Annotated in this window: 30 protein-coding genes; 19 read left to right on the plus strand and 11 right to left on the minus strand. The window is 65.2% G+C overall.

The window, feature by feature from the left end; translation table 11 throughout:
• The first annotated feature begins 266 nt into the window (after nt 1–266).
• Nucleotides 267–941, plus strand: a complete 675-nt coding sequence (locus tag ACVMDN_RS31885) for an HAD family hydrolase (RefSeq protein ID WP_076829870.1) — start codon at nt 267–269, stop codon at nt 939–941.
• A gap of 197 nt (nt 942–1,138) precedes the next feature.
• Here the strand turns inward: ACVMDN_RS31885 and ACVMDN_RS31890 are convergent, their stop codons facing one another.
• On the minus strand, nt 1,139–1,741 hold the full coding sequence (locus ACVMDN_RS31890; RefSeq protein ID WP_076829867.1) for a TetR/AcrR family transcriptional regulator: 603 nt from the start codon (nt 1,739–1,741) through the stop codon (nt 1,139–1,141).
• A gap of 87 nt (nt 1,742–1,828) precedes the next feature.
• Here ACVMDN_RS31890 and ACVMDN_RS31895 point away from each other — a divergent pair, with 87 nt between their 5' ends.
• Nucleotides 1,829–2,620, plus strand: a complete 792-nt coding sequence (locus ACVMDN_RS31895) for a crotonase/enoyl-CoA hydratase family protein (protein WP_076829865.1) — start codon at nt 1,829–1,831, stop codon at nt 2,618–2,620.
• 118 nt (nt 2,621–2,738) lie between these two features.
• Here the strand turns inward: ACVMDN_RS31895 and ACVMDN_RS31900 are convergent, their stop codons facing one another.
• Nucleotides 2,739–3,446, minus strand: coding sequence for a glutathione binding-like protein (locus tag ACVMDN_RS31900; protein ID WP_057019046.1), 708 nt, complete (start codon nt 3,444–3,446; stop codon nt 2,739–2,741).
• On the opposite strand from ACVMDN_RS31900, the gene ACVMDN_RS31905 reads away from it, so the two are divergent.
• The 3 genes from ACVMDN_RS31905 to ACVMDN_RS31915 are packed head-to-tail and all read left to right on the plus strand — an operon-like array spanning nt 3,445 to nt 5,482.
• Nucleotides 3,445–3,624, plus strand: a complete 180-nt coding sequence (locus ACVMDN_RS31905; protein ID WP_057019045.1) for a hypothetical protein — start codon at nt 3,445–3,447, stop codon at nt 3,622–3,624. The genes ACVMDN_RS31900 and ACVMDN_RS31905 overlap by 2 nt on opposite strands.
• Nucleotides 3,625–3,671: 47 nt before the next feature.
• A complete protein-coding gene (locus tag ACVMDN_RS31910) occupies nt 3,672–4,787 on the plus strand; it encodes an MBL fold metallo-hydrolase (RefSeq protein ID WP_057019044.1) in 1,116 nt (371 codons plus the stop codon).
• On the plus strand, nt 4,784–5,482 hold the full coding sequence (locus tag ACVMDN_RS31915; protein WP_083715108.1) for an SCO family protein: 699 nt from the start codon (nt 4,784–4,786) through the stop codon (nt 5,480–5,482). Before ACVMDN_RS31910 ends, ACVMDN_RS31915 begins: the two co-directional genes overlap by 4 nt.
• 106 nt (nt 5,483–5,588) lie before the next feature.
• On the opposite strand, the gene ACVMDN_RS31920 is transcribed toward ACVMDN_RS31915, so the two are convergent.
• Nucleotides 5,589–5,822, minus strand: coding sequence for a hypothetical protein (locus ACVMDN_RS31920; RefSeq protein ID WP_076829863.1), 234 nt, complete (start codon nt 5,820–5,822; stop codon nt 5,589–5,591).
• 112 nt (nt 5,823–5,934) lie between these two features.
• Here ACVMDN_RS31920 and ACVMDN_RS31925 point away from each other — a divergent pair, with 112 nt between their 5' ends.
• The 6 genes from ACVMDN_RS31925 to ACVMDN_RS31950 all read left to right on the plus strand — a co-directional run bounded on the left by ACVMDN_RS31925 (nt 5,935) and on the right by ACVMDN_RS31950 (nt 12,043).
• Nucleotides 5,935–6,837: a LysR substrate-binding domain-containing protein gene (locus ACVMDN_RS31925; protein ID WP_018273588.1), complete on the plus strand. Its 903-nt coding sequence runs from the start codon at nt 5,935–5,937 to the stop codon at nt 6,835–6,837.
• On the plus strand, nt 6,830–8,050 hold the full coding sequence (locus tag ACVMDN_RS31930; protein WP_076829861.1) for an NAD(P)-binding domain-containing protein: 1,221 nt from the start codon (nt 6,830–6,832) through the stop codon (nt 8,048–8,050). Before ACVMDN_RS31925 ends, ACVMDN_RS31930 begins: the two co-directional genes overlap by 8 nt.
• A gap of 108 nt (nt 8,051–8,158) precedes the next feature.
• The gene (locus ACVMDN_RS31935; RefSeq protein WP_038377734.1) at nt 8,159–8,395 is read left to right on the plus strand and encodes a hypothetical protein; all 237 of its coding nucleotides are present in this window, start codon (nt 8,159–8,161) and stop codon (nt 8,393–8,395) included.
• Nucleotides 8,392–8,598, plus strand: coding sequence for a hypothetical protein (locus ACVMDN_RS31940; RefSeq protein WP_371852155.1), 207 nt, complete (start codon nt 8,392–8,394; stop codon nt 8,596–8,598). The genes ACVMDN_RS31935 and ACVMDN_RS31940 overlap by 4 nt, the downstream gene beginning before the upstream one ends.
• A 112-nt stretch (nt 8,599–8,710) precedes the next feature.
• Nucleotides 8,711–11,623: an excinuclease ABC subunit UvrB gene (gene uvrB / locus ACVMDN_RS31945; RefSeq protein WP_456834709.1), complete on the plus strand. Its 2,913-nt coding sequence runs from the start codon at nt 8,711–8,713 to the stop codon at nt 11,621–11,623.
• Between the two features lie 3 nt (nt 11,624–11,626).
• Nucleotides 11,627–12,043, plus strand: a complete 417-nt coding sequence (locus ACVMDN_RS31950; RefSeq protein WP_076829856.1) for a pyridoxamine 5'-phosphate oxidase family protein — start codon at nt 11,627–11,629, stop codon at nt 12,041–12,043.
• A gap of 27 nt (nt 12,044–12,070) precedes the next feature.
• Here ACVMDN_RS31950 and ACVMDN_RS31955 read toward each other — a convergent pair whose 3' ends face one another.
• The 4 genes from ACVMDN_RS31955 to ACVMDN_RS31970 all read right to left on the minus strand — a co-directional run bounded on the left by ACVMDN_RS31955 (nt 12,071) and on the right by ACVMDN_RS31970 (nt 14,884).
• Nucleotides 12,071–12,571: a GNAT family N-acetyltransferase gene (locus ACVMDN_RS31955; RefSeq protein WP_141343020.1), complete on the minus strand. Its 501-nt coding sequence runs from the start codon at nt 12,569–12,571 to the stop codon at nt 12,071–12,073.
• Between the two features lie 255 nt (nt 12,572–12,826).
• A complete protein-coding gene (locus tag ACVMDN_RS31960; protein WP_057019038.1) occupies nt 12,827–13,021 on the minus strand; it encodes a hypothetical protein in 195 nt (64 codons plus the stop codon).
• A gap of 91 nt (nt 13,022–13,112) precedes the next feature.
• Entirely contained in the window at nt 13,113–13,346 is a 234-nt protein-coding gene (locus tag ACVMDN_RS31965; protein ID WP_057019037.1) for a hypothetical protein, read from the minus strand.
• A gap of 419 nt (nt 13,347–13,765) precedes the next feature.
• Complete coding sequence (locus tag ACVMDN_RS31970; RefSeq protein ID WP_057019036.1) at nt 13,766–14,884, minus strand: alpha/beta fold hydrolase; 1,119 nt, start codon at nt 14,882–14,884, stop codon at nt 13,766–13,768.
• Nucleotides 14,885–15,196: 312 nt separating this feature from the next.
• Here ACVMDN_RS31970 and ACVMDN_RS31975 point away from each other — a divergent pair, with 312 nt between their 5' ends.
• The 6 genes from ACVMDN_RS31975 to ACVMDN_RS32000 all read left to right on the plus strand — a co-directional run bounded on the left by ACVMDN_RS31975 (nt 15,197) and on the right by ACVMDN_RS32000 (nt 19,003).
• Entirely contained in the window at nt 15,197–15,667 is a 471-nt protein-coding gene (locus tag ACVMDN_RS31975) for a nuclear transport factor 2 family protein (RefSeq protein ID WP_057019035.1), read from the plus strand.
• A 60-nt stretch (nt 15,668–15,727) separates the two neighbouring features.
• Nucleotides 15,728–15,988, plus strand: a complete 261-nt coding sequence (locus ACVMDN_RS31980; protein ID WP_028336038.1) for a hypothetical protein — start codon at nt 15,728–15,730, stop codon at nt 15,986–15,988.
• A 284-nt stretch (nt 15,989–16,272) separates the two neighbouring features.
• A complete protein-coding gene (locus ACVMDN_RS31985) occupies nt 16,273–16,707 on the plus strand; it encodes a nuclear transport factor 2 family protein (RefSeq protein WP_026193357.1) in 435 nt (144 codons plus the stop codon).
• A gap of 249 nt (nt 16,708–16,956) precedes the next feature.
• Entirely contained in the window at nt 16,957–17,898 is a 942-nt protein-coding gene (locus ACVMDN_RS31990; RefSeq protein ID WP_076829850.1) for a hypothetical protein, read from the plus strand.
• A gap of 155 nt (nt 17,899–18,053) precedes the next feature.
• Nucleotides 18,054–18,476 (plus strand): hypothetical protein, encoded by a 423-nt coding sequence (locus ACVMDN_RS31995; RefSeq protein ID WP_076829847.1) that lies wholly within the window; start codon nt 18,054–18,056, stop codon nt 18,474–18,476.
• Nucleotides 18,477–18,862: 386 nt separating this feature from the next.
• The gene (locus ACVMDN_RS32000) at nt 18,863–19,003 is read left to right on the plus strand and encodes a hypothetical protein (RefSeq protein ID WP_167350365.1); all 141 of its coding nucleotides are present in this window, start codon (nt 18,863–18,865) and stop codon (nt 19,001–19,003) included.
• 107 nt (nt 19,004–19,110) lie between these two features.
• Here ACVMDN_RS32000 and ACVMDN_RS32005 read toward each other — a convergent pair whose 3' ends face one another.
• The 3 genes from ACVMDN_RS32005 to ACVMDN_RS32015 form a co-directional block, all read right to left on the minus strand.
• Nucleotides 19,111–19,254, minus strand: coding sequence for a hypothetical protein (locus ACVMDN_RS32005; RefSeq protein ID WP_016841369.1), 144 nt, complete (start codon nt 19,252–19,254; stop codon nt 19,111–19,113).
• A 172-nt stretch (nt 19,255–19,426) separates the two neighbouring features.
• Nucleotides 19,427–19,909: a MaoC family dehydratase gene (locus ACVMDN_RS32010; protein WP_076829845.1), complete on the minus strand. Its 483-nt coding sequence runs from the start codon at nt 19,907–19,909 to the stop codon at nt 19,427–19,429.
• A gap of 8 nt (nt 19,910–19,917) precedes the next feature.
• On the minus strand, nt 19,918–20,376 hold the full coding sequence (locus tag ACVMDN_RS32015; protein ID WP_057019033.1) for a MaoC family dehydratase: 459 nt from the start codon (nt 20,374–20,376) through the stop codon (nt 19,918–19,920).
• A gap of 319 nt (nt 20,377–20,695) precedes the next feature.
• Here ACVMDN_RS32015 and ACVMDN_RS32020 point away from each other — a divergent pair, with 319 nt between their 5' ends.
• Nucleotides 20,696–20,992 (plus strand): DUF4282 domain-containing protein, encoded by a 297-nt coding sequence (locus tag ACVMDN_RS32020; protein ID WP_028340592.1) that lies wholly within the window; start codon nt 20,696–20,698, stop codon nt 20,990–20,992.
• Nucleotides 20,993–21,144: 152 nt separating this feature from the next.
• On the plus strand, nt 21,145–21,291 hold the full coding sequence (locus ACVMDN_RS32025; RefSeq protein ID WP_162832441.1) for a hypothetical protein: 147 nt from the start codon (nt 21,145–21,147) through the stop codon (nt 21,289–21,291).
• Nucleotides 21,292–21,454: 163 nt separating this feature from the next.
• On the opposite strand, the gene ACVMDN_RS32030 is transcribed toward ACVMDN_RS32025, so the two are convergent.
• Nucleotides 21,455–22,135 carry a ParA family protein gene (locus ACVMDN_RS32030; protein WP_028336032.1) on the minus strand — a complete coding sequence of 227 codons (681 nt, stop codon included), beginning with the start codon at nt 22,133–22,135 and terminating at the stop codon, nt 21,455–21,457.
• Nucleotides 22,136–22,162 lie beyond the last annotated feature (27 nt).

The raw sequence follows: 22,162 nt of genomic DNA on the forward strand, positions 1-22,162 counted from the left end.
TAGCGCGGTCCGGGATGAACCCGAGATTAATTCGCGCATTAAATCGCGGTTAGAATGGACCTCTCGTCAAACGATCGTTCCAAACCAGCATCTCCGCGCCAGCTTGCCTGCACGGCATGCGGCAGCGAATTTTCCTGCTCGCTCACCGGAGCATGCTGGTGCTGCGATGAGAGTTTTCGCCTGCCGATGCCGACCGATGGCGGCGACTGCCTGTGCCCCGCATGCTTGCGGAAGCTCGCGGAACAGCAAGCAGCGGTGAGCGCCACGTGAACGCACGCTGGACCGTCGACGCCGTCCTGCTCGACATGGACGGCACGCTGCTCGACACCGAGAAGGTTTACTTCGACAGCCTGGTCGCGGCGCTGAACGTGTGCGGCTACACCGACGACGTCGTCGCGCTGTGCCACTCCATGGTCGGGCTTCCCGGCCCGGTCTGCGAGGCGATGCTGCGCGACCATTACGGCGCGGCGTTTCCGCTCGCGGACGTCAACCAAGCGTTTCTCGAACATCGCGATCGGATGATGCGGTCGGGCCTGCCGCTCAAATCAGGCACGCTCGCTCTGCTCGATGCGCTCGCGCTTGCGGAGCGCCCGATGGCGATCGTCACCTCGTCATCGCGCCGTTCGGCCGAACGCAACCTCACCCTCGCCGGCATCCGCGCGCGCTTCGACACGCTGCTGACGCTTGACGATGTCGCGCAGGGCAAGCCGGATCCGGAGCTCTATCTCAAGGCCGCCGCGCGGCTCGGCGTGAGGCCGGCGTCCTGCATCCCGGTGGAAGACTCCAACCACGGCGTGGCGGCGGCGCACGCCGCCGGCGCGATCACGCTGATGGTGCCGGACATGGCGCCACCGACCGACGAGACCCGTGCGAAATGCGCAGCCGTGTTGCCGGATCTCAACGCCGTGCTGGCGCTGCTGCAGGAGCGCGGCGCGCTTTAATCGTCATTGCGAGAAGGTCTCGCCGCAGGCTGCTGCACCTCTCTCGCGTGCGGGGAGGTCGTATCGCATCGAAGATGCGATTCGGGTGGGGGCTCTCTCCACGATGTGACTCGTGGAGAGAGCCCCCACCCCAGCCCTCTCCCGCTTGCGGGGCAGGGAGCGCACCGCCTTCGCGACTACCATTCAACCTACTCTCGTCATGTCCTAACCCCGCTTAAGCCCTGCTTCCCCAGCGCCGTCTCGATCAGTGTGCGCGCGGCCTCGCCGGCGGTCTCCATGTAGCTCGGGTCGCGATGCAGCAGCACCACGGCGAACGATCCGTCCAGCAGCAAGAGGATCTGCCGCGCCAGTTTGAGCGGATCGGCGATGCCCTGCTCCGCGAAGGTCGCGCGCAGCCAGTCCTCGAACTTCTTCTTGTGCGCGGCGCCGATCCTGATCGCGGGATGCCCGGGCATGTTGGCGAGTTCGGCGGAGGTGCGCAGGAAGCCGCAGCCCTTCCACTTCGGATGCCGCGCCGAGCGCGCGAGGTTCCTGAAGATCGCCTCGACCTTCACCGGCAGGCCACCCTCGGCCTCCGCGAACCACTTTCGGAACAGCGCGAGATTGGGCTGGTCGCGCGCGGCGAGATAGGCAGCGACCAGATCGTCCTTGCTCTTGAAGTGATAGTACAGCGTGCGCTTGGTGAGGCCGGCCTTGGCGGCGACCTCGTCGACGCTGACGCGGCGAATGCCTTCATTGTAGAACAGCGCGCTCGCCGCCTGGACGATGCGCTCGCGGGTGGGCTCGGAGGGTCTGGGCATGGCGCGTATGTATACTAACCAGTGAATATATACAAATTGCGGCTGGCCCTACATTCGGCCCGACACACAATTGCTGGAGACTGCATCATGCCCGCCCCCATCCTGCTCGAGATCACCGACGCGATCGCCCTGATCACCCTGAACCGTCCGGAGCAGCTCAACGCGCTGAACTACGCGCTGATCGATCAGCTGATGGCCGCGCTCGACCGCATCGAGGGCGACGCTGAGGTGCGCGCCGTGATTTTGACCGGGGCCGGCGAGCGGGCCTTCTCGGCCGGCGCCGACATCAAGGAGTTTTCCGAGAGCGTCAAGCAGGGCTCCGCCGTCGCGGTGCGCGACTTCGTCCGCCGCGGCCAGGCCATGACCGCGCGGCTCGAGGCATTCAAGAAGCCCGTGATCGCCGCGATCAACGGGCTCGCCTTCGGCGGCGGCTGCGAGATCACCGAGGCGGTGCATCTCGCTGTCGCCAGCGACCGCGCGCTATTTGCAAAACCCGAGATCAAGCTCGGCATGCCCCCGACCTTCGGCGGCACGCAGCGGCTGCCGCGGCTGGCCGGACGCAAGCGCGGACTTGAATTGCTGCTGACGGGCGATCCGTTCCCGCCCGAGCATGCGCGCGAGATCGGGCTGGTCAATCAGGTCGTGCCGCACGATCAGCTGCTGACCGCCGCGCGCGAACTCGCCGGCCGGATCACCAGGCATTCGCCCGGATCGGTCGCCGGCACCATCACCGCGGTGACTCGCGGGCTCAACATGCCGATTGCCGAGGGCCTTTTGGTCGAGAGCGAGCAGTTCGCCGCGCTGGTGCCGGGCCGCGATCTCGCCGAGGGGCTCTCGGCGTGGAAGGAACGGCGGCCGGCGAGGTATGTCGGGGCTTGAAAACCCGCGAGTGCTACATCCGTCATTGCGAGCGAAGCGAAGCAATCCATCGACCCGCATACGCGGAAAGATGGATTGCTTCGTCGCTTCGCTCCTCGCAATGACGGAGGAGTTCGCCCTACCGCACCACCGCCGCGGTCTGCCCGAACAAGAGCTTGCGCTCTTCCTCGGTGCGGATCGCGGGCTGGCCGAAATTCGGATTGACCTCCTTCGCCTTGGCATAGGCGCGCACGGTCGCCGGGCGCTTGCCGATCGTCTCCAGCCAGCGCTTCAGATGCGGGAAATCGTCGATCTCCTGGCCCTGGTTCTTGTAGGGCACGACCCAGGGATAGCTCGCCATGTCGGCGATCGAGTAGTCGCCGGCGACGAATTCGCGGTCGGCGAGCCGCTTGTTGAGCACGCCGTAGAGCCGGTTGGTCTCGTTGACATAGCGGTCGATCGCGTAAGGCAGCTTCTCGACGGCGTAGTTGCGGAAATGGTGGTTCTGCCCGGCCATCGGCCCGAGCCCGCCCATCTGCCAGAACGTCCACTGGATCGCGTCATAGCGGCCATGGATATCGGCCGGCAGGAATTGTCCGGTCTTCTCGGCGAGATAGAGCAGGATCGCGCCGGACTCGAACAGCTGTAGCGGCTTGCCGCCGCCTTTCGGCGCGTGATCGAGGATTGCGGGGATGCGGTTGTTCGGCGCGATCTGCAAAAAATCCGGCTTGAACTGATCGCCCTTGCCGATGTTCACCGGGAAAATCTTGTACTCCAATCCGGTTTCCTCAAGGAACATCGTTATCTTGTGACCGTTCGGCGTGGACCAGTAGTGAAGGTCGATCATGGGCGTGATCCTGCATTGCCAGGGACTGCCGATGTCGTGCATCGGCGAGAAAGATGCGAATGCATTGACTTGGGCGCATAACCGCAGCCAAGTCAATGGCGCCCGCATTGCAGCGCGCGCGAATGTGATCTGCGGCCAGCGCAAGTGCCCGATTGAGCCGCGTCCCGATTGCTCCTAGGCTCAACGTGTTTGGTATTGAAAAGTTTTCAAAACACGGGGATTGCGATGACACGGGATTTGGCACGGCGTGATTTCCTGAAAGGTTCGGCCGCGATCGCCGGCGCAGCAGCCGCGGGCGCCTTCTCTTGCGTCGAGATCGCGAGCGCCGCACCGATCGAGGTGCCGACCGTCGACAAGCTCTCGATCCGCGTGCTGGTCGATTCCAGCTTCGATTTGTTCTTCAAGCCGAAGCAGTCGGGCGGCGTCACCATCGCGCCGCCGCCGCGCTCCGCCGACTACCAGAAGTCGCTGCACAACGAATGGGGCCTGTCGCTGTGGCTGGAGTCGGAAGCCAAGGGCGCACAGCGCACGCTGATGCTCGACTACGGCTACACGCCGGAGGTGCTGCTCAACAACATGGCGCTGGTCGGCGTCGATCCGGCGAAGCTCGATGCCCTGATCGTGAGCCACGGGCATTACGACCATTTCGGCGGCCTCAACGGCTTCCTCGACAAATTCCGCGACAAGCTGCCGGCCGACGTGAAGCTCTATGCCGGCGGCGAGGACAATTTCTGCCACCGCGTCAGCGCAACGCCGACCAAGGGCCAGTTCAACGATTTCGGCACGCTCGATCGCCGCCAGCTCGCGGCGCAGCGCGTCACCACGGTGCTGTGCGAGACCCCGACCGTGATCGCGGGCCATGCCTTCACCACCGGCAAGATCACCCGCCGCAGCATCGAGCGTGTGCTGCCGCAGACCTGGGTCGAGTTCGGCATCAAGGACGGGCTCGGCTGCAATGCCAGTCACTATCTGCCGGCCGAGATGGACGGCAAGATCGTGCCCGACGAGCACATCCATGAGCACGCCACCTGCTTCAACGTGCGGGACTTCGGCCTCGTCGTGATCTCGTCCTGCGGCCATGTCGGCATCGTCAATTCGGTGAAGCAGGCACAGGAGGTCTCCGGCATCCAGAAGGTTCACGCCATCGTCGGCGGCTTCCATCTCGGGCCGGCGCCGAAGGACTACCTCACCGAGGTGGTCGCCGAGATCAAGAAGCTCGACCCCGATGTGCTGATCCCGATGCATTGCTCCGGGCTCAACTTCGTGCAGGAGGCGACCGCGCAGATGGGCGACAAGGTGCTGGTCACGACGACGGGCAGCCGCCTCTCCTTCGGCATATGATCGCGCCGGTCCTGCGCGTCATTGCATTCGCTGGCGCGGGCTTGGCATTCGCTGGCGCGGGCCTGGCATTCGCTGGCGCGGGCCTGGCATTCGCCGGCGCCGGCCTGTGGCTGACGCTGGCGCTGGTGCTGGCCGCCGATGCGCCGCCGCAATCGGCGCGCTCGGCCGCCGAGATCATGGACATCCTGATGTGGAACAGGGAGCCGGTCGGCGGCCCGTTCGCGCTGACCGATCAGGCCGGCCATGAACGCACCGACAAGGAGTTTCGCGGCAAGCTGATGCTGATCTATTTCGGCTTCACCACCTGCCCAGACGTCTGCCCGACCGATCTGCAGGCGATCGCCCTGGCGCTCGACAAGCTCGGCCGCGACGGCGGCCAGGTGCAACCGATCTTCATCACGGTCGATCCCGAGCGCGACACCGCGGCGCATCTCGCAGACTACGTGCCGATGTTCCACCCGCGCCTGATCGGACTGACCGGCAGCGGTGATGCGATCCGCAAGCTCGCTGATGCCTACAAGGTCTACTTCGCGCGGGTGCCGCTGAAGGATGCCGGCGACTATACCGTCGATCACACCGCCTACATCTATTTGATGGACCGCGAGGGCAATTATCTCGGCTTCTTTCCGCCGGGGACATCAGCCGACCGGATGGTCGAGATCATCCGGCCACGGCTCGCCGAACCGGTACGCTGACATCAGAGATTGGCAATTCCAGCCGCGTCAATACTGCGCCCCCTCTCCCGCTTGCGGGTGAGGTGAAGAAAGCAGTTCGGCAGGCGGATCGGACAAATCGCCGGACTCAATGTATCCGCCCATGCGCGCGCAAGAATGTCTCACCGGTTTCCGTCACCGTTACCCGCATGCCCTCAACCGAGGGTCGGCGCGCGACATAGCCGCGGTCGACGGCGTCCTCCCAGATCGTCAGCCGCGGGCATGAGGTGCGCCAGACCTCGAGCACCTCGGCATAAGGCCGCGGCTCGCGCGCCACCCATTCCACGAGATCGAGCACCAGGGCGTCTGTGGTCTCTGTCATGTGGTCCTCGCCGGGATCAGCAGGGATTCATTGTCTCCGGTATTTCTGCGCCGCTTGGCCTCTTCCGGCAAACTGAGTTATCTTGACCTTGCATCAGTTTTCCTGAGGGTTCATGCGGCGGCTGCTCTTTCTCAACGGCATCAAGGCGTTCGAAGCCGCGGCGCGGACCGGCAGCTTCGCGGCGGCGGGCAGCGAGCTCAATGTCTCGGCCGCCGCGATCAGCCGGATGGTGCATCTGCTCGAGGAGCGGCTCGGCGTCGCGCTGTTCGAGCGCAAGGCCAACCGCCTCGTCACCACGCCGGCGGGCCGCGCCTATCAGGGCGGGCTGACGCCGATCTTCGACGCGCTGGCGAGCCTCACCGCGCAGGTCACGGCATCCGCGAGCGCGCGGGTGCTGACCGTCGGCGTCGGACCGACCTTTGCGCTGAAATGGATGATCCCGCACCTCGCCGAGTTCCGCAAAGCGGAGCCCGACATCGAGGTGCGGATCACGACCGGCGGCATGGCGGTGCCGTTCGCCGACGACTGGAGCTGCGGCATCCAGCTCGGCGACGGCCAGTGGCCGGGCCTCGTCGCCGAGCCGCTGTTCGCCGCCGATCTGATGCCGGTGTGCACGGCGCGGCTCGCCAACACCCTGAAGCGCCCCGCCGACCTCAAGGGCCCGAGCCTGATCCGCGTCGCGCATTCGCCCGACGACTGGCCGTCCTGGCTGAAGGCGGCGGGCGTGCCGCGCCTGACCGCGCGCGGGCCGGAATTCCAGTTCTACGGCCAGGCGCTGCAGGCAGCTAGCGACGGGCTCGGCATCGCGATGGGCATCCGGCCCTATATCGACGACGATCTCGCCGCCGGCCGGCTGGTGGCGCCGTTTGCGCTCAGCGTGCCGAAGGGCATGCGCTGGTATCTGGTCTATCGCGGCTTCCACGCCGAGCAGCGCGATTTCGCCGCGTTCCGGCGCTGGATCATCCGCGCCGCGGCGGAGCCCGCGGCCCGCCGCAAGGGAACGCGCAGTGCCTGACGAGACCGTCGATACGCTGGTGATCGGCGGCGGCCAAGCCGGGCTCACCATGAGCCATCGGCTGAAGCAGCGCGGCATAGCCCATCTGGTGCTGGAGCGGGGGCGCATCGCCGAGCGCTGGCGCAGCGAACGCTGGGACGGCCTCATGTTCCAGTTTCCGAACTGGTCGGTGCGGCTGCCGGATTTCGCGTTTCCGCACAGCGATCCCGACGGCTTCTCGGACACCGCCGCCATCATCGCCTTCATCGAGGACTACGCCGCGTTCATCGCGCCGCCGATCCGCTGCGGTGTCGCGGTCACCAGGCTGCGCCACGACGCCGGCGGTTTCCTCGCCGAATTTGCCGGCGGCAGCATCGCAGCCCGCAACGTCGTCATCGCCACCGGTCCCTATCAACGGCCGCTGCGGCCCGCGCTGCTGCGCGATCACCCCGGCCTGTTCCAGGTCGATGCCGCCGGCTACAAGAATCCGGCGCAATTGCCTGACGGCGCAGTGCTGGTGGTCGGTGCCGGCGCCTCGGGCGCGCAGATCGCCGAAGAGCTGATGCGCGCCGGCCGTGATGTCTTCCTCTCGGTCGGACGTCACAACCGCCTGCCGCGCCGCTATCGCGGCCGCGATCTGATCTGGTGGCTGGCCGAGATGGGCATCGACCGGACGCCGGTCGAGCAGCGCGGCCCGTCGCGGCTGCTGCCGGTGATTTCCGGCGCCCATGGCGGCCACACCGTCGATTTCCGCCGCTTCGCCGCCGGCGGCGTGACCCTGCTCGGCCGCGTGACGGCGGCGCGCGACGGCGTGCTCGAGATCGCGCCCGATCTCGCCGCCAACATCGCCAATGGCGACGCCTATTACGCGACGTTCCTCGGGATCGTCGACGACTTCGTCGCGGCGCGCGGCCTCGATCATCCCGATGATCCCTTGGCGCGCCTCCGCCTGCCCGATCCGCCGTGCCTCACCGCGCCGCTCGACGCGATCGACCTGCGCGCCACGCGGATCAGGAGCGTGATCTGGGCCACCGGCTACGGTCTCGATCTGAACTGGATCGACATACCGGTGCTGGATGCCGCCGGGGCCCCGCGCCACCGCCATGGCGTCTCCGAAGTGCCGGGCCTCTATTTCCTCGGCCTGCAATGGCTGTCGAAGATGAAATCCTCGTTCCTGTCAGGCGTCGGCGACGATGCCGCGGTGCTCGCCGACCACATCGCCGGCCGCGGCTAGCTCCGGGTTCCTTTGCTGCGCGGAAATAAACCCGGCGAGTTGTGAACTGCTTCACATTTAGCGCAACGCGCTCGTGCTTCCTATGAGAAGGGCATTTCGAGGTCGCACATGATTTACAGCGGTTTTGAGATCAAGTCGTTCGAAGTGGGGAAGGGGCAATGGCACGCCAGGGTTCAACGGGTCGATCAAAGGCCGGTCGTCATCGATGGCATGCTGTTTCCGACGCTCGACATCGGCTTTGCGTGGTCCGATCCGGATGCGGCGATCGCCGACGCGAAGCGGGCTATCGACCGGTTCCCGCAACGCTATGGCATGACAATGCCGGCGGCCGAAGCGTCGGCGTGACCGGTAACGTCGTGGTCGCCGCCGTCCCGCAATGCGAGCCGGATCCGGTCTGGCCGGCGCAGGTCCGCACCAGCTGCCCGGAATGTGCCGCATCGCTTTCGCTGCTGCGCGTGATCCCCGGCCGCGCCGCCGAATACTGGACCATGCGCTGCGACGGCTGCGGCGGGATCCATCTCGACATCGTCGACCTGCCGCGGGCGTAAAGTCCGCGAAGCCGCCGCCTGCTGACACCCTGCTGTCAGCAGCCTTGCCCGAGCAGCGATCCGGCCGCCGTTTGCCCTTTTCTCGCTGCCGGACTCGTCCCATATTCGGGGCATGGCGAAGACACCGAACACTCCGAAAAAGCCCGGCAAAACCCCCAAATCCAAAGCACACCGGCCCCAGGTCCTCCCGATCGGGCCCGCGCTTGCCGAATTGCTCAATCCGGCGATCAACCGCGGCGATGCCGGCATGGGTTCGGGCACCGGCCTGCAGCCGCCGCCGGACAATTCCTGGGACCGTCGCGCCGGCGGCGAGGCCGCCGCGCATCGCGCGCGGGCGTCGACGCGCGAGACCAGCGAGGGCGTCGCGAAGCGCGATGCTTCCGGGCTCGAGGAGGCCCCGCAGGCGAATTACGGAACCTCGGCCACGATCCCGACCCTCGATCCGGAACTGGCGCGGCAGCTCGGCCTGCCGACCGCCGAGGACGACGACGAAGCCCTGGCGCGGCCGCCGCGCAGCAAGATGGAGGCGCTCGGCGTCAAGGCGACTGCCGACGCGCTGGAGAACCTGATCCGCGACGGCCGCCCGGAATTCCGCAAGGACGACGGCTCGATGCGGGTGTGGACCCCGCACCGCCCGCCGCGCCCGGAAAAATCCGAAGGCGGCGTGCGCTTCGAGATCAAGTCCGACTACCAGCCGAAAGGCGACCAGCCGACCGCGATCGCCGAGCTGGTCGAGGGCATCGACCGCAACGACCGCACCCAGGTGCTGCTCGGCGTCACCGGCTCGGGCAAGACCTACACCATGGCCAAGGTGATCGAGGCGACGCAGCGCCCGGCGCTGATCCTGGCGCCGAACAAGACGCTGGCCGCCCAGCTCTATGGCGAGTTCAAGAACTTCTTCCCCGACAACGCGGTCGAGTATTTCGTCAGCTATTACGACTACTACCAGCCGGAAGCCTACGTCCCGCGCACCGACACCTATATCGAGAAGGATTCCTCGATCAACGAACAGATCGACCGCATGCGTCACTCGGCGACGCGCGCGCTGCTCGAGCGCGACGACGTCATCATCGTCGCTTCCGTGTCCTGCATCTACGGTATCGGCTCGGTCGAGACCTACACCGCGATGACCTTCGCCTTGAAGAAGGGCGAGCGCATCGATCAGCGGCAGCTCATCGCCGACCTCGTTGCTCTCCAGTACAAGCGCACCCAGGCCGACTTCACCCGCGGCACCTTCCGCGTCCGCGGCGACGTCATCGACATCTTCCCGGCGCACTATGAGGACCGCGCCTGGCGGGTGAACCTGTTCGGCGACACCATCGAAACCATCGAGGAGTTCGATCCGCTCACCGGCCACAAGCAGGACGAGCTCGAATTCATCAAGATGTACGCCAACTCGCACTATGTGACGCCGCGCCCGACGCTGGTGCAGGCGATCAAGTCGATCAAATCGGAGTTGAAGCAGCGCCTCGACCAGCTCAACGACCAGGGCCGCCTCTTGGAGGCACAGCGACTCGAGCAGCGCACCACCTTCGATCTCGAGATGATGGAGGCGACCGGAAGCTGCGCCGGCATCGAGAACTATTCGCGCTATCTCACCGGGCGCCGCCCCGGCGAACCGCCGCCGACGCTGTTCGAATATGTACCGGACAACGCGCTGATCTTCGCCGACGAGAGCCACGTCACCGTGCCGCAGATCGGCGCCATGTTCCGCGGCGACTTCCGCCGCAAGGCGACGCTCGCCGAATACGGCTTCCGCCTGCCCTCCTGCATGGACAACCGGCCGCTCCGCTTCGAGGAGTGGGACATGATGCGGCCGCAGACGGTTGCGGTGTCGGCGACGCCGAGCGGCTGGGAGCTGAACGAAAGCGGCGGCGTGTTCGTCGAGCAGGTGATCCGTCCGACCGGCCTCATCGATCCTCCCGTGGACATCCGCCCTGCCCGCACCCAAGTCGACGATCTCGTCGGCGAGGTGCGCGCCACCGCGGCGGCCGGCTATCGCTCGCTGATCACGGTGCTCACCAAGCGCATGGCGGAGGACCTCACCGAATATCTGCACGAGCAGGGCATCCGCGTCCGCTACATGCACTCGGATATCGACACCATCGAGCGCATCGAGATCATCCGCGACCTCAGGCTCGGCGCATTCGACGCGCTGGTCGGCATCAACCTGTTGCGCGAGGGCCTCGACATTCCCGAATGCGCGCTGGTCGCGATCCTCGATGCCGACAAGGAAGGCTTCCTGCGCAGCGAGACCTCGCTGATCCAGACCATCGGCCGTGCCGCGCGCAACGTCGACGGCAAGGTGATCCTCTATGCCGACAGCATGACCGGCTCGATGGAGCGCGCGATGGCCGAGACCACGCGGCGCCGCGAGAAGCAGGTCGAGTACAACGAGGCCAACGGCATCACGCCGGAGAGCGTGAAGAAGTCGATCGGCGACATCCTCAACTCCGTCTACGAGCGCGACCACGTGCTGGTCGAGATCGGCGACGGCGGCATCGCCGACGACGTCATCAGTATCGGGCATAATTTCGAGGCCGTGCTGAGCGATCTCGAAACGCGGATGCGCGAGGCCGCGGCCGATTTGAACTTCGAGGAGGCCGCGCGACTGCGCGACGAGGTCAAGCGGCTGCGCGCCACCGAGATGGCCGTGGTCGACGACCCCACCGCCAAGCAGCGCAACGTGCAGAAGCAGGCCGGCGCCTATGCCGGCACAAGAAAATACGGCGATGCCGCCAACCTGCCGGTCAGCGCATTGAAGAACAAGTCGGCGCAGACCTCGCTCAAGGCGAGCCGCGGCGGCAAGTCCGGCTCACGCATCCACAAGCCCGATCTCGACGAGATGCACGGCCCGGAATCGCTGCCCTTCCGCCCCAGCGGCGCGCTGCCCGCAAAGCCGTTCGGCACCACGAGCCGCATCATCCAGCCGACCGACTCGCGGCAGTCGGGGCCGGAGTTCGGCCCGTCGCCGCGGTCGAGCGGCGGCGCGCCGGGCAAGCGGGGCGGGTGGAAGAAAAGGTAGATCATGACGCGCGCCGAGCTTCTCGCCTTCCTGCGGGTGCATCGGCTCGCGGTGGTCAGCACGGCTCACGACGGCGCGCCCCAGGCGGCGGTCGTCGGGATCGCGGTCAGCGACAATCTCGAGATCTTCTTCGACACGCTGACCACCTCGCGCAAATACCAGAACCTCCGCGCCGATCCGCGCGCGGCATTGGTGATCGGTTGGGACGCCGAACAGACCGCACAGGTCGAGGGCATCGCAGACTTCCCGAGCGGCGCGGAGCTCATCGCCTGCAAGCAGGTGTATTTCGCGGCGTGGCCCGACGGGCCGGAGCGCGAGACATGGCCGAACATCGGCTATGTGCGGATACGGCCGAACTGGGCCCGGTTCAGCGATTTTGGCGCGGTGCCGGCGCGGATCGAGGAAATGACTCTGCCGTAAGCCACGTCGTCTTGAGGCGGTACCTGATCACGTCACATCGAACGCCGCATGGTACTTCACATCCCCCTTCGGCGGATCGCCCTTCAGCACCAGCCGCTGAAAGTACGGGCTGGGCTCGCCGCCATAGGTCAGCGCGGGATCGCTGACAAAGCCGAAGCGGCTGTAATAGGCGGGATCGCCGAGCAGGACGCAGCCGTCAGCATTCATCGCCGCGAGGCGAGCAAGTCCCGCGCGGATCAGCGCGCCGCCGGTGCCCTGCCGTTGCAGGTCGGGTGCGACCGAGACCGGGCCAAGCCCATACCAACGTCCTACTACACCTTCGATCCGGACCGGCGAGAACGCGACGTGGCCGAAGATGCTGCCGTCGTCGGATACAGCGACCAGAGAAATCGTCAGCGCGTCAGCCTGGCGCAGCGCCTCGACGATGCGGGCTTCGGTGCCGCTGCTGTGCGGCGCTGTTGCGAATGCTGCCGCCGTGATGCGGCTGATCGCGGCGGCGTCTTCGGGGCGTTCGTCCTTGATCTGCATGCTCGCAGATAAGGCCGATCGGGAACGGCGCGCAAGGGAAACGCAAAGCTCGGGCAGATCATGTCGCGAGAATGCGGAGGTATGACTCACCGGCCGAACCACATATTCGGTGTCGTCCCTGCGAAAGCAGCGACCCATAACCACGGACGATCATCGTGAACGACGGTGGAGCGACGAATCCCGTTCACGACATCCGCCGCGGGTTATGGGTCCCGGCCTTCGCCGGGACGACGGCGGAATATGCTCGCCTTGCGTCTAACCCGATCGCTTGTTGCTGGTGTTCTGGGTCAGATTGCCGTGCGCGGCCTGCTCGCGGATGTTGTGCTTCTCGTCGTCGCGATGCCCCTTGGTGGTGTCGATGGGAACGCTGGGGCTGCTGCCGGGGCCCTTGTGGCTCTTGTTGTCGTCGGGAACGGGCTGGATGGTCTTTGTCTTTGGTTTCGTCATCATCGTCTCCGTTACGCATGGAGACAACGCGGCCAGCGCGGGCGGCGTTCCCGGAACGAGACTTCATTCCCGGAGCGTGGCTTCACAACCGACCCTACAGCTTCTCCTGCTGCGCGGGCTGTGACTGCGGCTGCTGCTGGCGCTGCTGTTTGGCGTGATGGCGGCCATAGAGGCAACCGGCGGCGGCGCCGAGCATGCCGTGATGGCCGGCATAATGACCGGCGACGCCGCCGACGATCGCACCCTTGATGCAACCCTTGGCGTCGGCAGGCGACGCCAAGGCAAACCCGCTGACGGCAATGACGGACGCGAGGACAATCGATTTCATGATACGGCTCCAATGCAATGCTGCCGCATCAACGGCGCAGCGGCACGGCCGGTTCCGGGAAGACGAAGCGGTTCACCATCGACCCCGCCGCCGGCAACGCGGCGCCGTCGGATTAGCTGTTGTCGAACGCACCGCGACAGCGAGCCGGCGCGATTTCACCGGCCGGCCCCGGAGGAGCTCAAGGCCTCGTGTCCGGTGTCGACGCCGGCTCACCGTCGCGCGGTGCGCGCTCGCATGATTTATTTGGAGACAACCAGGGCGGCGACGGCAAGCGGCATGGTGTTTCTCATACGGAACTCCTGATCGCGGATGCGTCGCCCACGCCGAACCAACCGGGGGCGCGGGCGGAGGTTTCATTAACTCGCGGACAGCTACTCGCCGCATGCTCCGCGTCTGCGAGACGCGGCCGGTTTGGCCGATCAGTTCAGTTTCTTGCCGCCGTCGGTCACGCCGTCGAGGAACACGCCGGTCTCGCGGTTGAGAAACTCGACATCCGCCGGGAAGAAACCGCCGGCCGAGGCGTGGCCGGTCACGGTGCCCGGGCTGATCGTCTTGATCGTCACGCCGGGAATGTCCTTTGCCATCTGGTTCGGCTCGAATTCGGGATTGAGCAGGTCCTTGGTGCCGGTGAGGATCAGCGTCTTCGCCTTGATCGAAGCCAGCGCCTTCGCCGTGTCGCCGCCGAACCCGGCCGTGGTGCCGACATCGTGCCGGTCATAGGCCCAGCTCTGGTAGATCCAGTCGTTGGCGTCGAACAGCTTCCATAGCGCGGTCTCCTGCTCGGCCATCCAGGGCAGCACGTCGGGGCCGGACTTGAACTGCGCCGCATACATATCGGGCGTGCGCGCCGCGAGCAGCGCGACGATATCGCGGAACAGCTTGAGGCCCTTCTCCGGCGGCGCCTCGTAATTGCCTTCCTTCCACGCCGGATCGTTCATGATCGCCTTGCGCGAGGCCTCCATCACCGCGACCGACCAGGCCGGCGTCTTCGCAAGCGGCACCATCGCAACCAGCGCGTCCATGAAGTCCGGATGGCTGACGCCCCATTGCAGCGCCTGCATGCCGCCCATCGAGGGGCCGACCACGGCGACGACATGGTCGATGCCGAGCTTCTCCTTCATCAGCCGATACTGCGATTCCACCATGTCGCGGATCGCGAATTTCGGAAACTGCATCCGCGGCTGCGCCTTCGAATTGCTCGGCGACGTGGTCAGCCCGTTGCCGATCGCGTCGGTGCAGACGATGAAATACTTGTCGGGGTCGAGCGCCTTGCCGGGGCCGATCATGAAATCGAGCCGGTGATGATTGCCCGAGATCGCGGTCACCATCAGGATGGCGTTCGACTTCTTCGCGTTCAGCGTGCCGTGGGTGACGTAGGAGATCGAGAAATCCTTGATCGCCTCGCCGCTCTCGAGCTTCAGGTCGCCTTCGTTGTAGAGCTGGTGGGCAGGCTGCTGCGGCGTGTGTGCGAAGGCGGGCGGGATCGCCGGGCATGCCAGCAGCGACAGGATCGCGGCGAAGTGGGTGATGCGCTTCATTGGTCTCTCCCCATCGAGGCGGCTCTGTTCGGCCGCCTTCCGCCGCGAAGCATACGGGCCGGCGGCGCCGCGGCAAGGCCGCGGGCGCGAAGATTTAAGCGGCGCAGGCGCGGAATAAACCGCCGCCTGCACCGCGACAGCCGCCCGTCGTCGCATTGAGCGAACCGGCGCGCCGCATGCATTTTGCGCCACAATGCACGCGCTGGTTGCCGAACCTAATCGCGTCTCGCGCGTCAAACATATGTTGTTTGATTGTGGAATGCTCCGGTTCACAATGCCGGGCCAGAGCGAGTCGGACCGGCGGAGTCGATCATGGGCGAGGATTTGAACCGGCAGCGCGTCTTGAACTTCCTCGACGTTTATTATGCCGGCGGCATCGAGGGCGCGCTCGATCGCTGCAGCGACGACGTCGCGTTTCTCGCCAACGCCCCGATCGACATTCTTCCGCATATGGGCCAGCACCGCGGCAAGGCCGCGCTGCGCCAGATGTGGACCACGATCCACGAGCGCTATTCGGACATGCGCTATGAGGCGCCGATCGTGGTGACCCAGGGCGACAGGGTCGCCGCGCAGCTGCGCGTGTTCTTCCGCAAGCGCAACAACGCCCGCGTGGTGCAGTTCGATGTGGCGGTGTTCTACACGCTGCGCGACGGCAAGATCACCGAGATCCGCGAGATCATCGACACCTTCGACCTCGTCCAGCAGGTGCTGGAGCGCGACGTCGCGGCGGCGCTGACCGGGCACGACGACATCGTGCAGGCAAATTCGCAACGCCGGCGTTGAACCTCGACAGCCCGGCGCTGACTTATTACCGGGCTTGTTGCGGTCGGGGCTGAAATCACCATGAAAATCGCATTGCTCGCTGTGCTTGGCCTGGCGCTGGGCGCCCTTGGCGGCGCCGCCTTCGGCATCGGAGCCGGCCTTAGCTGGATCGGATTGGCCAGAACCTCGGGTATCGACAGCGGAACGCTGGTGTTTTTCACCTTCATGCCGCTCGGCGCCGCGATCGGCGGCATCGGCGGCGCACTGCTGTTCGCGGTGGTGGCGATCCGCGACGCCGAAATCGTGATCGAGCGGCAACCGGTGCGGCAGCGCGACCGCTGAATTGCGGCGACCGGAGCCTTTTCGCGCGAAGCCTGCTCCCCACGTGATGCGGGGTGGATGCCGGTTCGCGACAAAAAAGCGCGTCAGAACCAGAATCCAGAGGTCGGCGGTCACGTTCCGGTAAAATTCCGCGCAATTGTGCATTGCAAAAAAGTCATTTGCGTTTTTGCCGTTCGGCACTATTTCAGGCCGCAATAGCGATGTGCAGCAACCTGGCAAGGCGTCGGCGCTGACCCCCTGCCATCCGTTTGCGTTTGAAAATCCAGTTTCAGGACAAGGCCAAAATGACAGAGCATAGTCTCTGGCGTTTTTCGCGCGCATTGCATCGCGCGATCAACGAACGCCAGCTTGCAGATATCGAGCCGCTGCTCGACGACGAGGTCGAATGGTCCATCTATGGGCCGATCGACCTGTTTTCCTTTTTCGGCGCGCGCCGCGGCAAGGCCGCGGTGCTCGAGGTGATCCGGCAGATCGGCGAGAACCTCAGGGTTCACCGCTTCGACCGGGAACAGATCATGCTCGGCGTGGATTCCGCAGCCTCGATGCTGCGCTATTCGCTGACGGCACTCGACTCCAACAAGCCGATCTCGCTCCGGATCGCGCATTTCGCGCAGTTCAGGGCCGGCAAGCTGACGAGCTTCCGCGTGCTGGTCGACAGTTTCGACCTCGTCGAGCAGACCGTCGGCTACCCGATCCATCTGCCGCGCATCGCGGTCTGACGGCTTTTCACGCCTTCGTCATGTCCGGGGCGCTAAAGCGCGAAGCGCGTCTTCGCGTTCAGGCGCCCCGGCAGCGGCGGCCTGTTTTGCCAGCCCCGAACGGCCGCGCTCGGGACGCGCCGCGCGAACGCGCTGCGCGTTTGTCCCGGACATGACGATCACGCGTTGATCACTTGCTTTCAGAGCGCCGATGCCACAATTTTGCGCCACGGCAATGCATGCTGCGGCTCTGGAATTTGCGGGCTGGGAATGACTTTCACATTACGATTTGGCTGGGCAAGGCTGCAGGTGCTGGCGGCCGGCTTCAGCCTGGCGATGGCGCAGCCGGCCGCCGCGCAAACCCCGCCGTGGCAGATCGCTCCCGCAGCCCAGGATACCGCAGCTGATAACGCCGAGGCTGCGGCCGACGAGGAGCCGCCGGCGGCCAATGCCAATGACGCCGACATCCTGAAGGACATCGACGAGAGCAAGCTCGACTGGAGCCAGCTCGACACCGATTCTACGAGCCTGCCCACGCTGGCGCCGAAGCGTGCGGCCAGGCCCGCCAGCGTCGCCGGCAAGGATCCATCCTGGTCGACCAACTACAACGCCAATGGCTCGTCGGCGGTGTCGGTCAAGCAGTCGATCTCGCCATTCCTCGATACCCGCATCGGCGCCGACATGACGGTCGCGAGGCAAGGCACGATGACGACGTCGGAGCAATTGTCGGAGCGGCTCGCCAATGGCGGCAGCCTGCCGCAGTCCGGCGGCTCGGCCTGGGCCGCGATCTCGACCGGCGGCGTGGCCTCGATCTGGGACAAGACCTCGGTCGAGGCGCGGGTCGATCCCTCCGCCGACCAGAGCAAGGTCGGCACCTCCTTGAGCAAGTCGGTGCCGCTGTCGGAGCAATATTCGCTGACGCTGCAGAACGGCTACAACCTCATCCAGCAGGGCGTGGTCCCGGTGCCCGGCATCATCAACCACTCCTCGCGCAGCTACGACACCGATCAGTCGGCGAGCCTGTCGGTTAACGACACCGGCACCAGCATCACGGCAGGCCAGACGCTGTCGACCTCCGACGACAGATGGCTGCGCCGGATCGGTGCCGAGCAGAAGCTGTTCGACGGCGTTACCGTCTCCGGCTCGGTCGGCGAGACCTCCCAGGGCACCACCAGCAAGAGCATCAGCGCCGGCTACAAGCGCTCATGGTGAACGGTCTGTTAGCTCTATCGCGCTAAATGATCAGGCATTGCCGCAACTTGGCCCAGATGCGGTCAAATTCGGCGGCACTGATAGGTCCGTAACTTCATCAATTCGTCGTGCGGGGGACAAGCCGCGCTTCGCCATTGCGAACAAGGGGAAAGCCGATGAACGCCACCAACCGTACCGAGGAAGCCGAAGTCGAAACGACGTCCGAGGTCGACACCAACCTCGCCGCCGTCTCGGAAGTCGAAGCCGGCATCCGCGACTTCGTGCGCAACGATATCGCCTATCTGCGCCGGCCGGTGGCGAGCCCGGAGACCGCGCCGACCGACTCCAACACCGATGCCACCGTCAGCAACGTCAACTCGCTGATCCAGCGCGTCGCCGGCACCTCGCTCGCCGAGATCGAGAAGCTGATCGGCGAGCTCGAGAGCCTGCGTGACCTGCTGCATGCCGAGGGCCAGCGCGTCCAGCGCGAGATCTCCGGCTATGCCCAGCTCAGCCAGGCCGCGATGAAGTCGACGCGCATGATCGCCGACAACGTCTCGCAGTGGAAGCGCGCCGCCGACGGCCTGCGCAACAGCTGATACTTCAGTTTTCCAAACTGATCGCCGCCGCCTCCTGAACAGGGGGCGGCGGCTTCGCTTTGCGGCCTGATTCAGCGCGGAACGATTCGTTATTCAGCGCGGTGTAAACTCCGCGACGTCAATTTTTTGCAGAAGCCGATTTGAACTGGGGATGTCGAGCCCGCGTCCAATCCGGAATTCGCGTCCGGACCGCGCCTAGTGTGCTGAATGCGAAGTTTGTGCGATTTCGCGGCAGCCACTTTCACGAACTTCGCATTCATAAAGCACACTAGAATCAAAGGTTTGCTAGTGTCCTTATCGAATCCGAAGTTCGCTCCGAAGGTGCGGCAAATGATGCGAACTTCGGATTCGGGACACTAGCCGGGCATCCATTTGGAGGCGAAGTCATGCAGAGCGTCCGGCCGGATAACGCCGCCGATCCGATTCCGCTGCGCCAGCCGCAGCAGGGCATCGGCACGATCATGATCCGCTTCATCGGCATATTGGCAGCCGCGACGGTCGTGATGGTGCTGATCTGGAATCGTTAGACTGAAGCTTGGAAGAAATGTGACGCAGCCTGCCGACAGATCACATTGAAAAGCGCAAATGCACGCCACCTGCGCTCCCTCGAGCGCCGGGAGTTACAGACGGTCAATCAGCGGTCGATGCTCGCGGTGGTCTCGAAGGAATAATTGCCGTCGGCAAAGCCCTTCACGACCATTCCGGTGGCCAGCATCACCACAACCGTTACCGTCGCGAAGATAATGCCGACGAGTTTCAGCGCGCTGCGATCTGCCATGGTATCCCCAGTCATTCTTGCCAGATGTCCGTGCCCTCAAACCATAAGGCAGGGACAAAGGTTCAGAATGCGTTAGCAAAAACTGAGTTCCACGCAACGCACAACTGCGTCGGCAGCAGAAGTCATTCGCTAACCATGGCGTCCGGGCAACATCAGAGGCGCGCGGGCAACATCAGGAACCGGGATTCCGCCGCGGCACGAAAGCGGTGGCGAGGAACGAGAACACCACTTCGTTGCGCTGATTGACGCCGGTGTTGCGGGCCTGAAGGATGCCCCATTCGGGCCGCTTTTCGGACGTGCGCTTGGTCTCGACCTGGTTGGTGAAGCTGATGGTATCGCCTGCCAGCACCGGGCGGATCCAGCGCAGTTCGCGAAAGCCCGGCGACGGCCCCCAGACCGCGACCTCCTCGCCGCGCGCGGCGGCTTCCGCGGCGAGCCGCTTGCCGTCGGCGACGAGCAGCTTCATGCAGACGCTGGCGACATGCCAGCCCGATGCGGCGAGCCCGCCGAACAGCGAGTTGCGCCCCTCCTCCTCGTCGAGATGGAAGCGCTGCGGATCGAACTGCGCGGCGAACCGCTTGATGTCCTCGGGCGTGAAGGTGAAGGAGCCGAACTCGCGCCGCGCGCCGATCTCGATATCTTCAAAAAAGCGCATGACCCATCCTATGCGCTCGCGCCGTCGCGGCGGCTGACGATGATCGGCGACTCCATCTCGCACAGCATCTCGCCGCGCGCGTTACGGATGGTGCCCTTGAAGGTGACGATGCCGGTCTCGGGCCGGCTCTTCGAGACGCGCGCCTCGACGACGTCGACATCCAGCGTCAAATCGTCGCCCGGACGCAGCGGCGCCACCCAGCGCATCTCGTTGACCCCGGGCGAGCCGAGCGAGGCGGTGCGGCCGATGAAGCCGTCGAACAGCATCCGCATCATCAGCGAGCCGAGATGCCAGCCCGAGCCCGACAGGCCGCGGAGCATCGATTTCTTCGCCGCCTCCTCGTCGAGATGCATCGGCTGCGGGTCGAATTCGGCGGCAAAGGCGAGGATCTCCTCGCGTGAAACATGGCGCGGGCCGAACGTGCCGAAGCGGCCGGGCTTGAAGTCTTCGAAGGTCAGCGTGGTCATTGGGTGAGGATATGCCGGAGGGAAGCCCGATTGTGGCCGTTATTTGCGGCAATCACAACCGGCCCACTCGCATAGCTCGCCCCTGGACTGCCGGCGCCCGGTCCGGGGCTCGCGCAGGCGAGATGGTTTGGGGTTCTGCGTTATCGATCCCTCTGGTCGCGGAGGCGCTTTGGCGCCGCCCGAACCATTGGCCCGGCAAAAGGCCTCGTCCTGACGGACGCCTGCGGCGCAGGGTTCCGGGATGAAGTGATCACGCCGGCGGTCACGCAGTAGGATGAACGAGACGCGAATCATATTTCGGCTGGCCGGGAGAACCATGATGTTCGATTTCCAGGATCTGTTTCAGTGGGACCGCTTCATCACGCCCACGATCATCAAGACGTTCTACTGGCTGGTGATCGCGGTCATCGTGCTGTTCGGGATCTCCGGCATCCTGTGGAGCCTCACGGCGATGGCGATCAGCCCGTTCGTCGGATTCATCCAGCTGCTCGCGTCGATCGCCAGCGTCTTCGTCGGCATCGTGTTCTCGCGCATCGCCGCCGAGTTCATCCTGATCGTATTCCGGATCAACGAGCATCTCGGCGCAATCCGCGATCGGGACGGAGCAATGCACTGAGGCGAACGACACCCGGCCGAACGCGGCCCGCCGCCCATGCCGTGGTTAATCCGAAGTAGCACCCGCGCGCAAATGCCCGCGAAATTCCGACCGGGATCTTAAATCCGCTCGCGTACAGCCTTCCGCATTGCCAAGACCAGCGCGGGGGCGTCGTGAATTCGAGGAATGGCTTTGTTGCCGTGAGGCCGGGTGCCGAGCCGGGCTTTACGACCGAGGATATTTTATGGGCTGTCGGCATCTGGTCGGTGATCCTGACCCTGGCGCCGGTGATCGTGTTTTATTTGCTGATGGTGGCGTGAGGGCATCCCCTCCGTCATTCCGGAGCGATGCGTGAGCATCGAATCCGGAATCTCGAGATTCCGGGCTCATGCTTCGCATGCCCCGGAATGACTCCAATATTCTCGACGACAAAAAACGCGCGGGAGCCGCGCGTTCTTTCCATTTCAAACCAAAACGGCGTTGTTACGCCGCCTGCTTGTGCATCGTACCGGACGCCGACGCCGTGCCGCGGATCGCCTTGATCGAGCGTTCGATCGCGGCCCACAGCCGATTGATCTCGGCGGCGGCGCGGCCTTCCGCATAATATTCGCGGGCGCCTTCGCCCTGGCCGAGCGCCATCAGAAGATCGGCGCGGTTGGTGATCTGGCCGCTCCACACCGGTGCGCGGAATTTCGCCAGCGCCTCACGCGCGATCGCGACGATGCGGCTTTCGGCGCCGTCACGCTGCGCGGGCGCGCCGTTGATCACGACGGCATAGGGCTTGCGCATCGAGCGGCAGGTCTGGATGGTTTCCTGCACGGCGTTGACGTCGAACACGCCGGGCCGCGCCGGAATGATCACCATCGTGGCGTTCTTGATGGAGTCGTCGACCACGGCCGAGAGGTTCGGCGGCGTGTCGATGAACACCCACTCGATGCCGTCACGCTTGGCCTGGGCAATGATCCCGCTGACCGAGTTCACTGCCGTCTTGATCGCCGGCTCGTTGGTGCCGCGCAGCTTGTGCCAGAGAGTCAGCGAGCCCTGCGGATCGGCATCGATCAGCAGACAGGGCTTCGTTGCCTTGTGCACTTGCGCGGCGAGGTGAGCAGCCAGGGTACTTTTTCCCGAGCCCCCCTTACGCGAAGCGAAAACAATCACGTTCATACGTTGGCCTCCAGATTGACCCCAGGA

This window comes from Bradyrhizobium sp. USDA 4510 (assembly GCF_054059095.1).

Coding starts and splice junctions, on each gene's coding strand:
- ACVMDN_RS31905 (WP_057019045.1), top strand. CDS start 3,445: ATGGGCGTGATCCTGCATTGCCAGGGACTGCCGATGTCGTGCATCGGC.
- ACVMDN_RS31910 (WP_057019044.1), top strand. CDS start 3,672: ATGACACGGGATTTGGCACGGCGTGATTTCCTGAAAGGTTCGGCCGCG.
- ACVMDN_RS32010 (WP_076829845.1), bottom strand. CDS start 19,909: ATGCGCTTTTTTGAAGATATCGAGATCGGCGCGCGGCGCGAGTTCGGC.
- ACVMDN_RS32005 (WP_016841369.1), bottom strand. CDS start 19,254: ATGGCAGATCGCAGCGCGCTGAAACTCGTCGGCATTATCTTCGCGACG.
- ACVMDN_RS31900 (WP_057019046.1), bottom strand. CDS start 3,446: ATGATCGACCTTCACTACTGGTCCACGCCGAACGGTCACAAGATAACG.
- ACVMDN_RS31925 (WP_018273588.1), top strand. CDS start 5,935: ATGCGGCGGCTGCTCTTTCTCAACGGCATCAAGGCGTTCGAAGCCGCG.
- ACVMDN_RS31895 (WP_076829865.1), top strand. CDS start 1,829: ATGCCCGCCCCCATCCTGCTCGAGATCACCGACGCGATCGCCCTGATC.
- ACVMDN_RS31950 (WP_076829856.1), top strand. CDS start 11,627: ATGACGCGCGCCGAGCTTCTCGCCTTCCTGCGGGTGCATCGGCTCGCG.
- ACVMDN_RS31920 (WP_076829863.1), bottom strand. CDS start 5,822: ATGACAGAGACCACAGACGCCCTGGTGCTCGATCTCGTGGAATGGGTG.
- ACVMDN_RS31970 (WP_057019036.1), bottom strand. CDS start 14,884: ATGAAGCGCATCACCCACTTCGCCGCGATCCTGTCGCTGCTGGCATGC.
- uvrB (WP_456834709.1), top strand. CDS start 8,711: ATGGCGAAGACACCGAACACTCCGAAAAAGCCCGGCAAAACCCCCAAA.
- ACVMDN_RS32000 (WP_167350365.1), top strand. CDS start 18,863: ATGCAGAGCGTCCGGCCGGATAACGCCGCCGATCCGATTCCGCTGCGC.
- ACVMDN_RS32020 (WP_028340592.1), top strand. CDS start 20,696: ATGTTCGATTTCCAGGATCTGTTTCAGTGGGACCGCTTCATCACGCCC.
- ACVMDN_RS31955 (WP_141343020.1), bottom strand. CDS start 12,571: ATGCAGATCAAGGACGAACGCCCCGAAGACGCCGCCGCGATCAGCCGC.
- ACVMDN_RS31935 (WP_038377734.1), top strand. CDS start 8,159: ATGATTTACAGCGGTTTTGAGATCAAGTCGTTCGAAGTGGGGAAGGGG.
- ACVMDN_RS32030 (WP_028336032.1), bottom strand. CDS start 22,135: ATGAACGTGATTGTTTTCGCTTCGCGTAAGGGGGGCTCGGGAAAAAGT.
- ACVMDN_RS31890 (WP_076829867.1), bottom strand. CDS start 1,741: ATGCCCAGACCCTCCGAGCCCACCCGCGAGCGCATCGTCCAGGCGGCG.
- ACVMDN_RS31980 (WP_028336038.1), top strand. CDS start 15,728: ATGAAAATCGCATTGCTCGCTGTGCTTGGCCTGGCGCTGGGCGCCCTT.
- ACVMDN_RS31995 (WP_076829847.1), top strand. CDS start 18,054: ATGAACGCCACCAACCGTACCGAGGAAGCCGAAGTCGAAACGACGTCC.
- ACVMDN_RS31965 (WP_057019037.1), bottom strand. CDS start 13,346: ATGAAATCGATTGTCCTCGCGTCCGTCATTGCCGTCAGCGGGTTTGCC.
- ACVMDN_RS31915 (WP_083715108.1), top strand. CDS start 4,784: ATGATCGCGCCGGTCCTGCGCGTCATTGCATTCGCTGGCGCGGGCTTG.
- ACVMDN_RS32015 (WP_057019033.1), bottom strand. CDS start 20,376: ATGACCACGCTGACCTTCGAAGACTTCAAGCCCGGCCGCTTCGGCACG.
- ACVMDN_RS31985 (WP_026193357.1), top strand. CDS start 16,273: ATGACAGAGCATAGTCTCTGGCGTTTTTCGCGCGCATTGCATCGCGCG.
- ACVMDN_RS31975 (WP_057019035.1), top strand. CDS start 15,197: ATGGGCGAGGATTTGAACCGGCAGCGCGTCTTGAACTTCCTCGACGTT.
- ACVMDN_RS31990 (WP_076829850.1), top strand. CDS start 16,957: ATGACTTTCACATTACGATTTGGCTGGGCAAGGCTGCAGGTGCTGGCG.
- ACVMDN_RS31960 (WP_057019038.1), bottom strand. CDS start 13,021: ATGATGACGAAACCAAAGACAAAGACCATCCAGCCCGTTCCCGACGAC.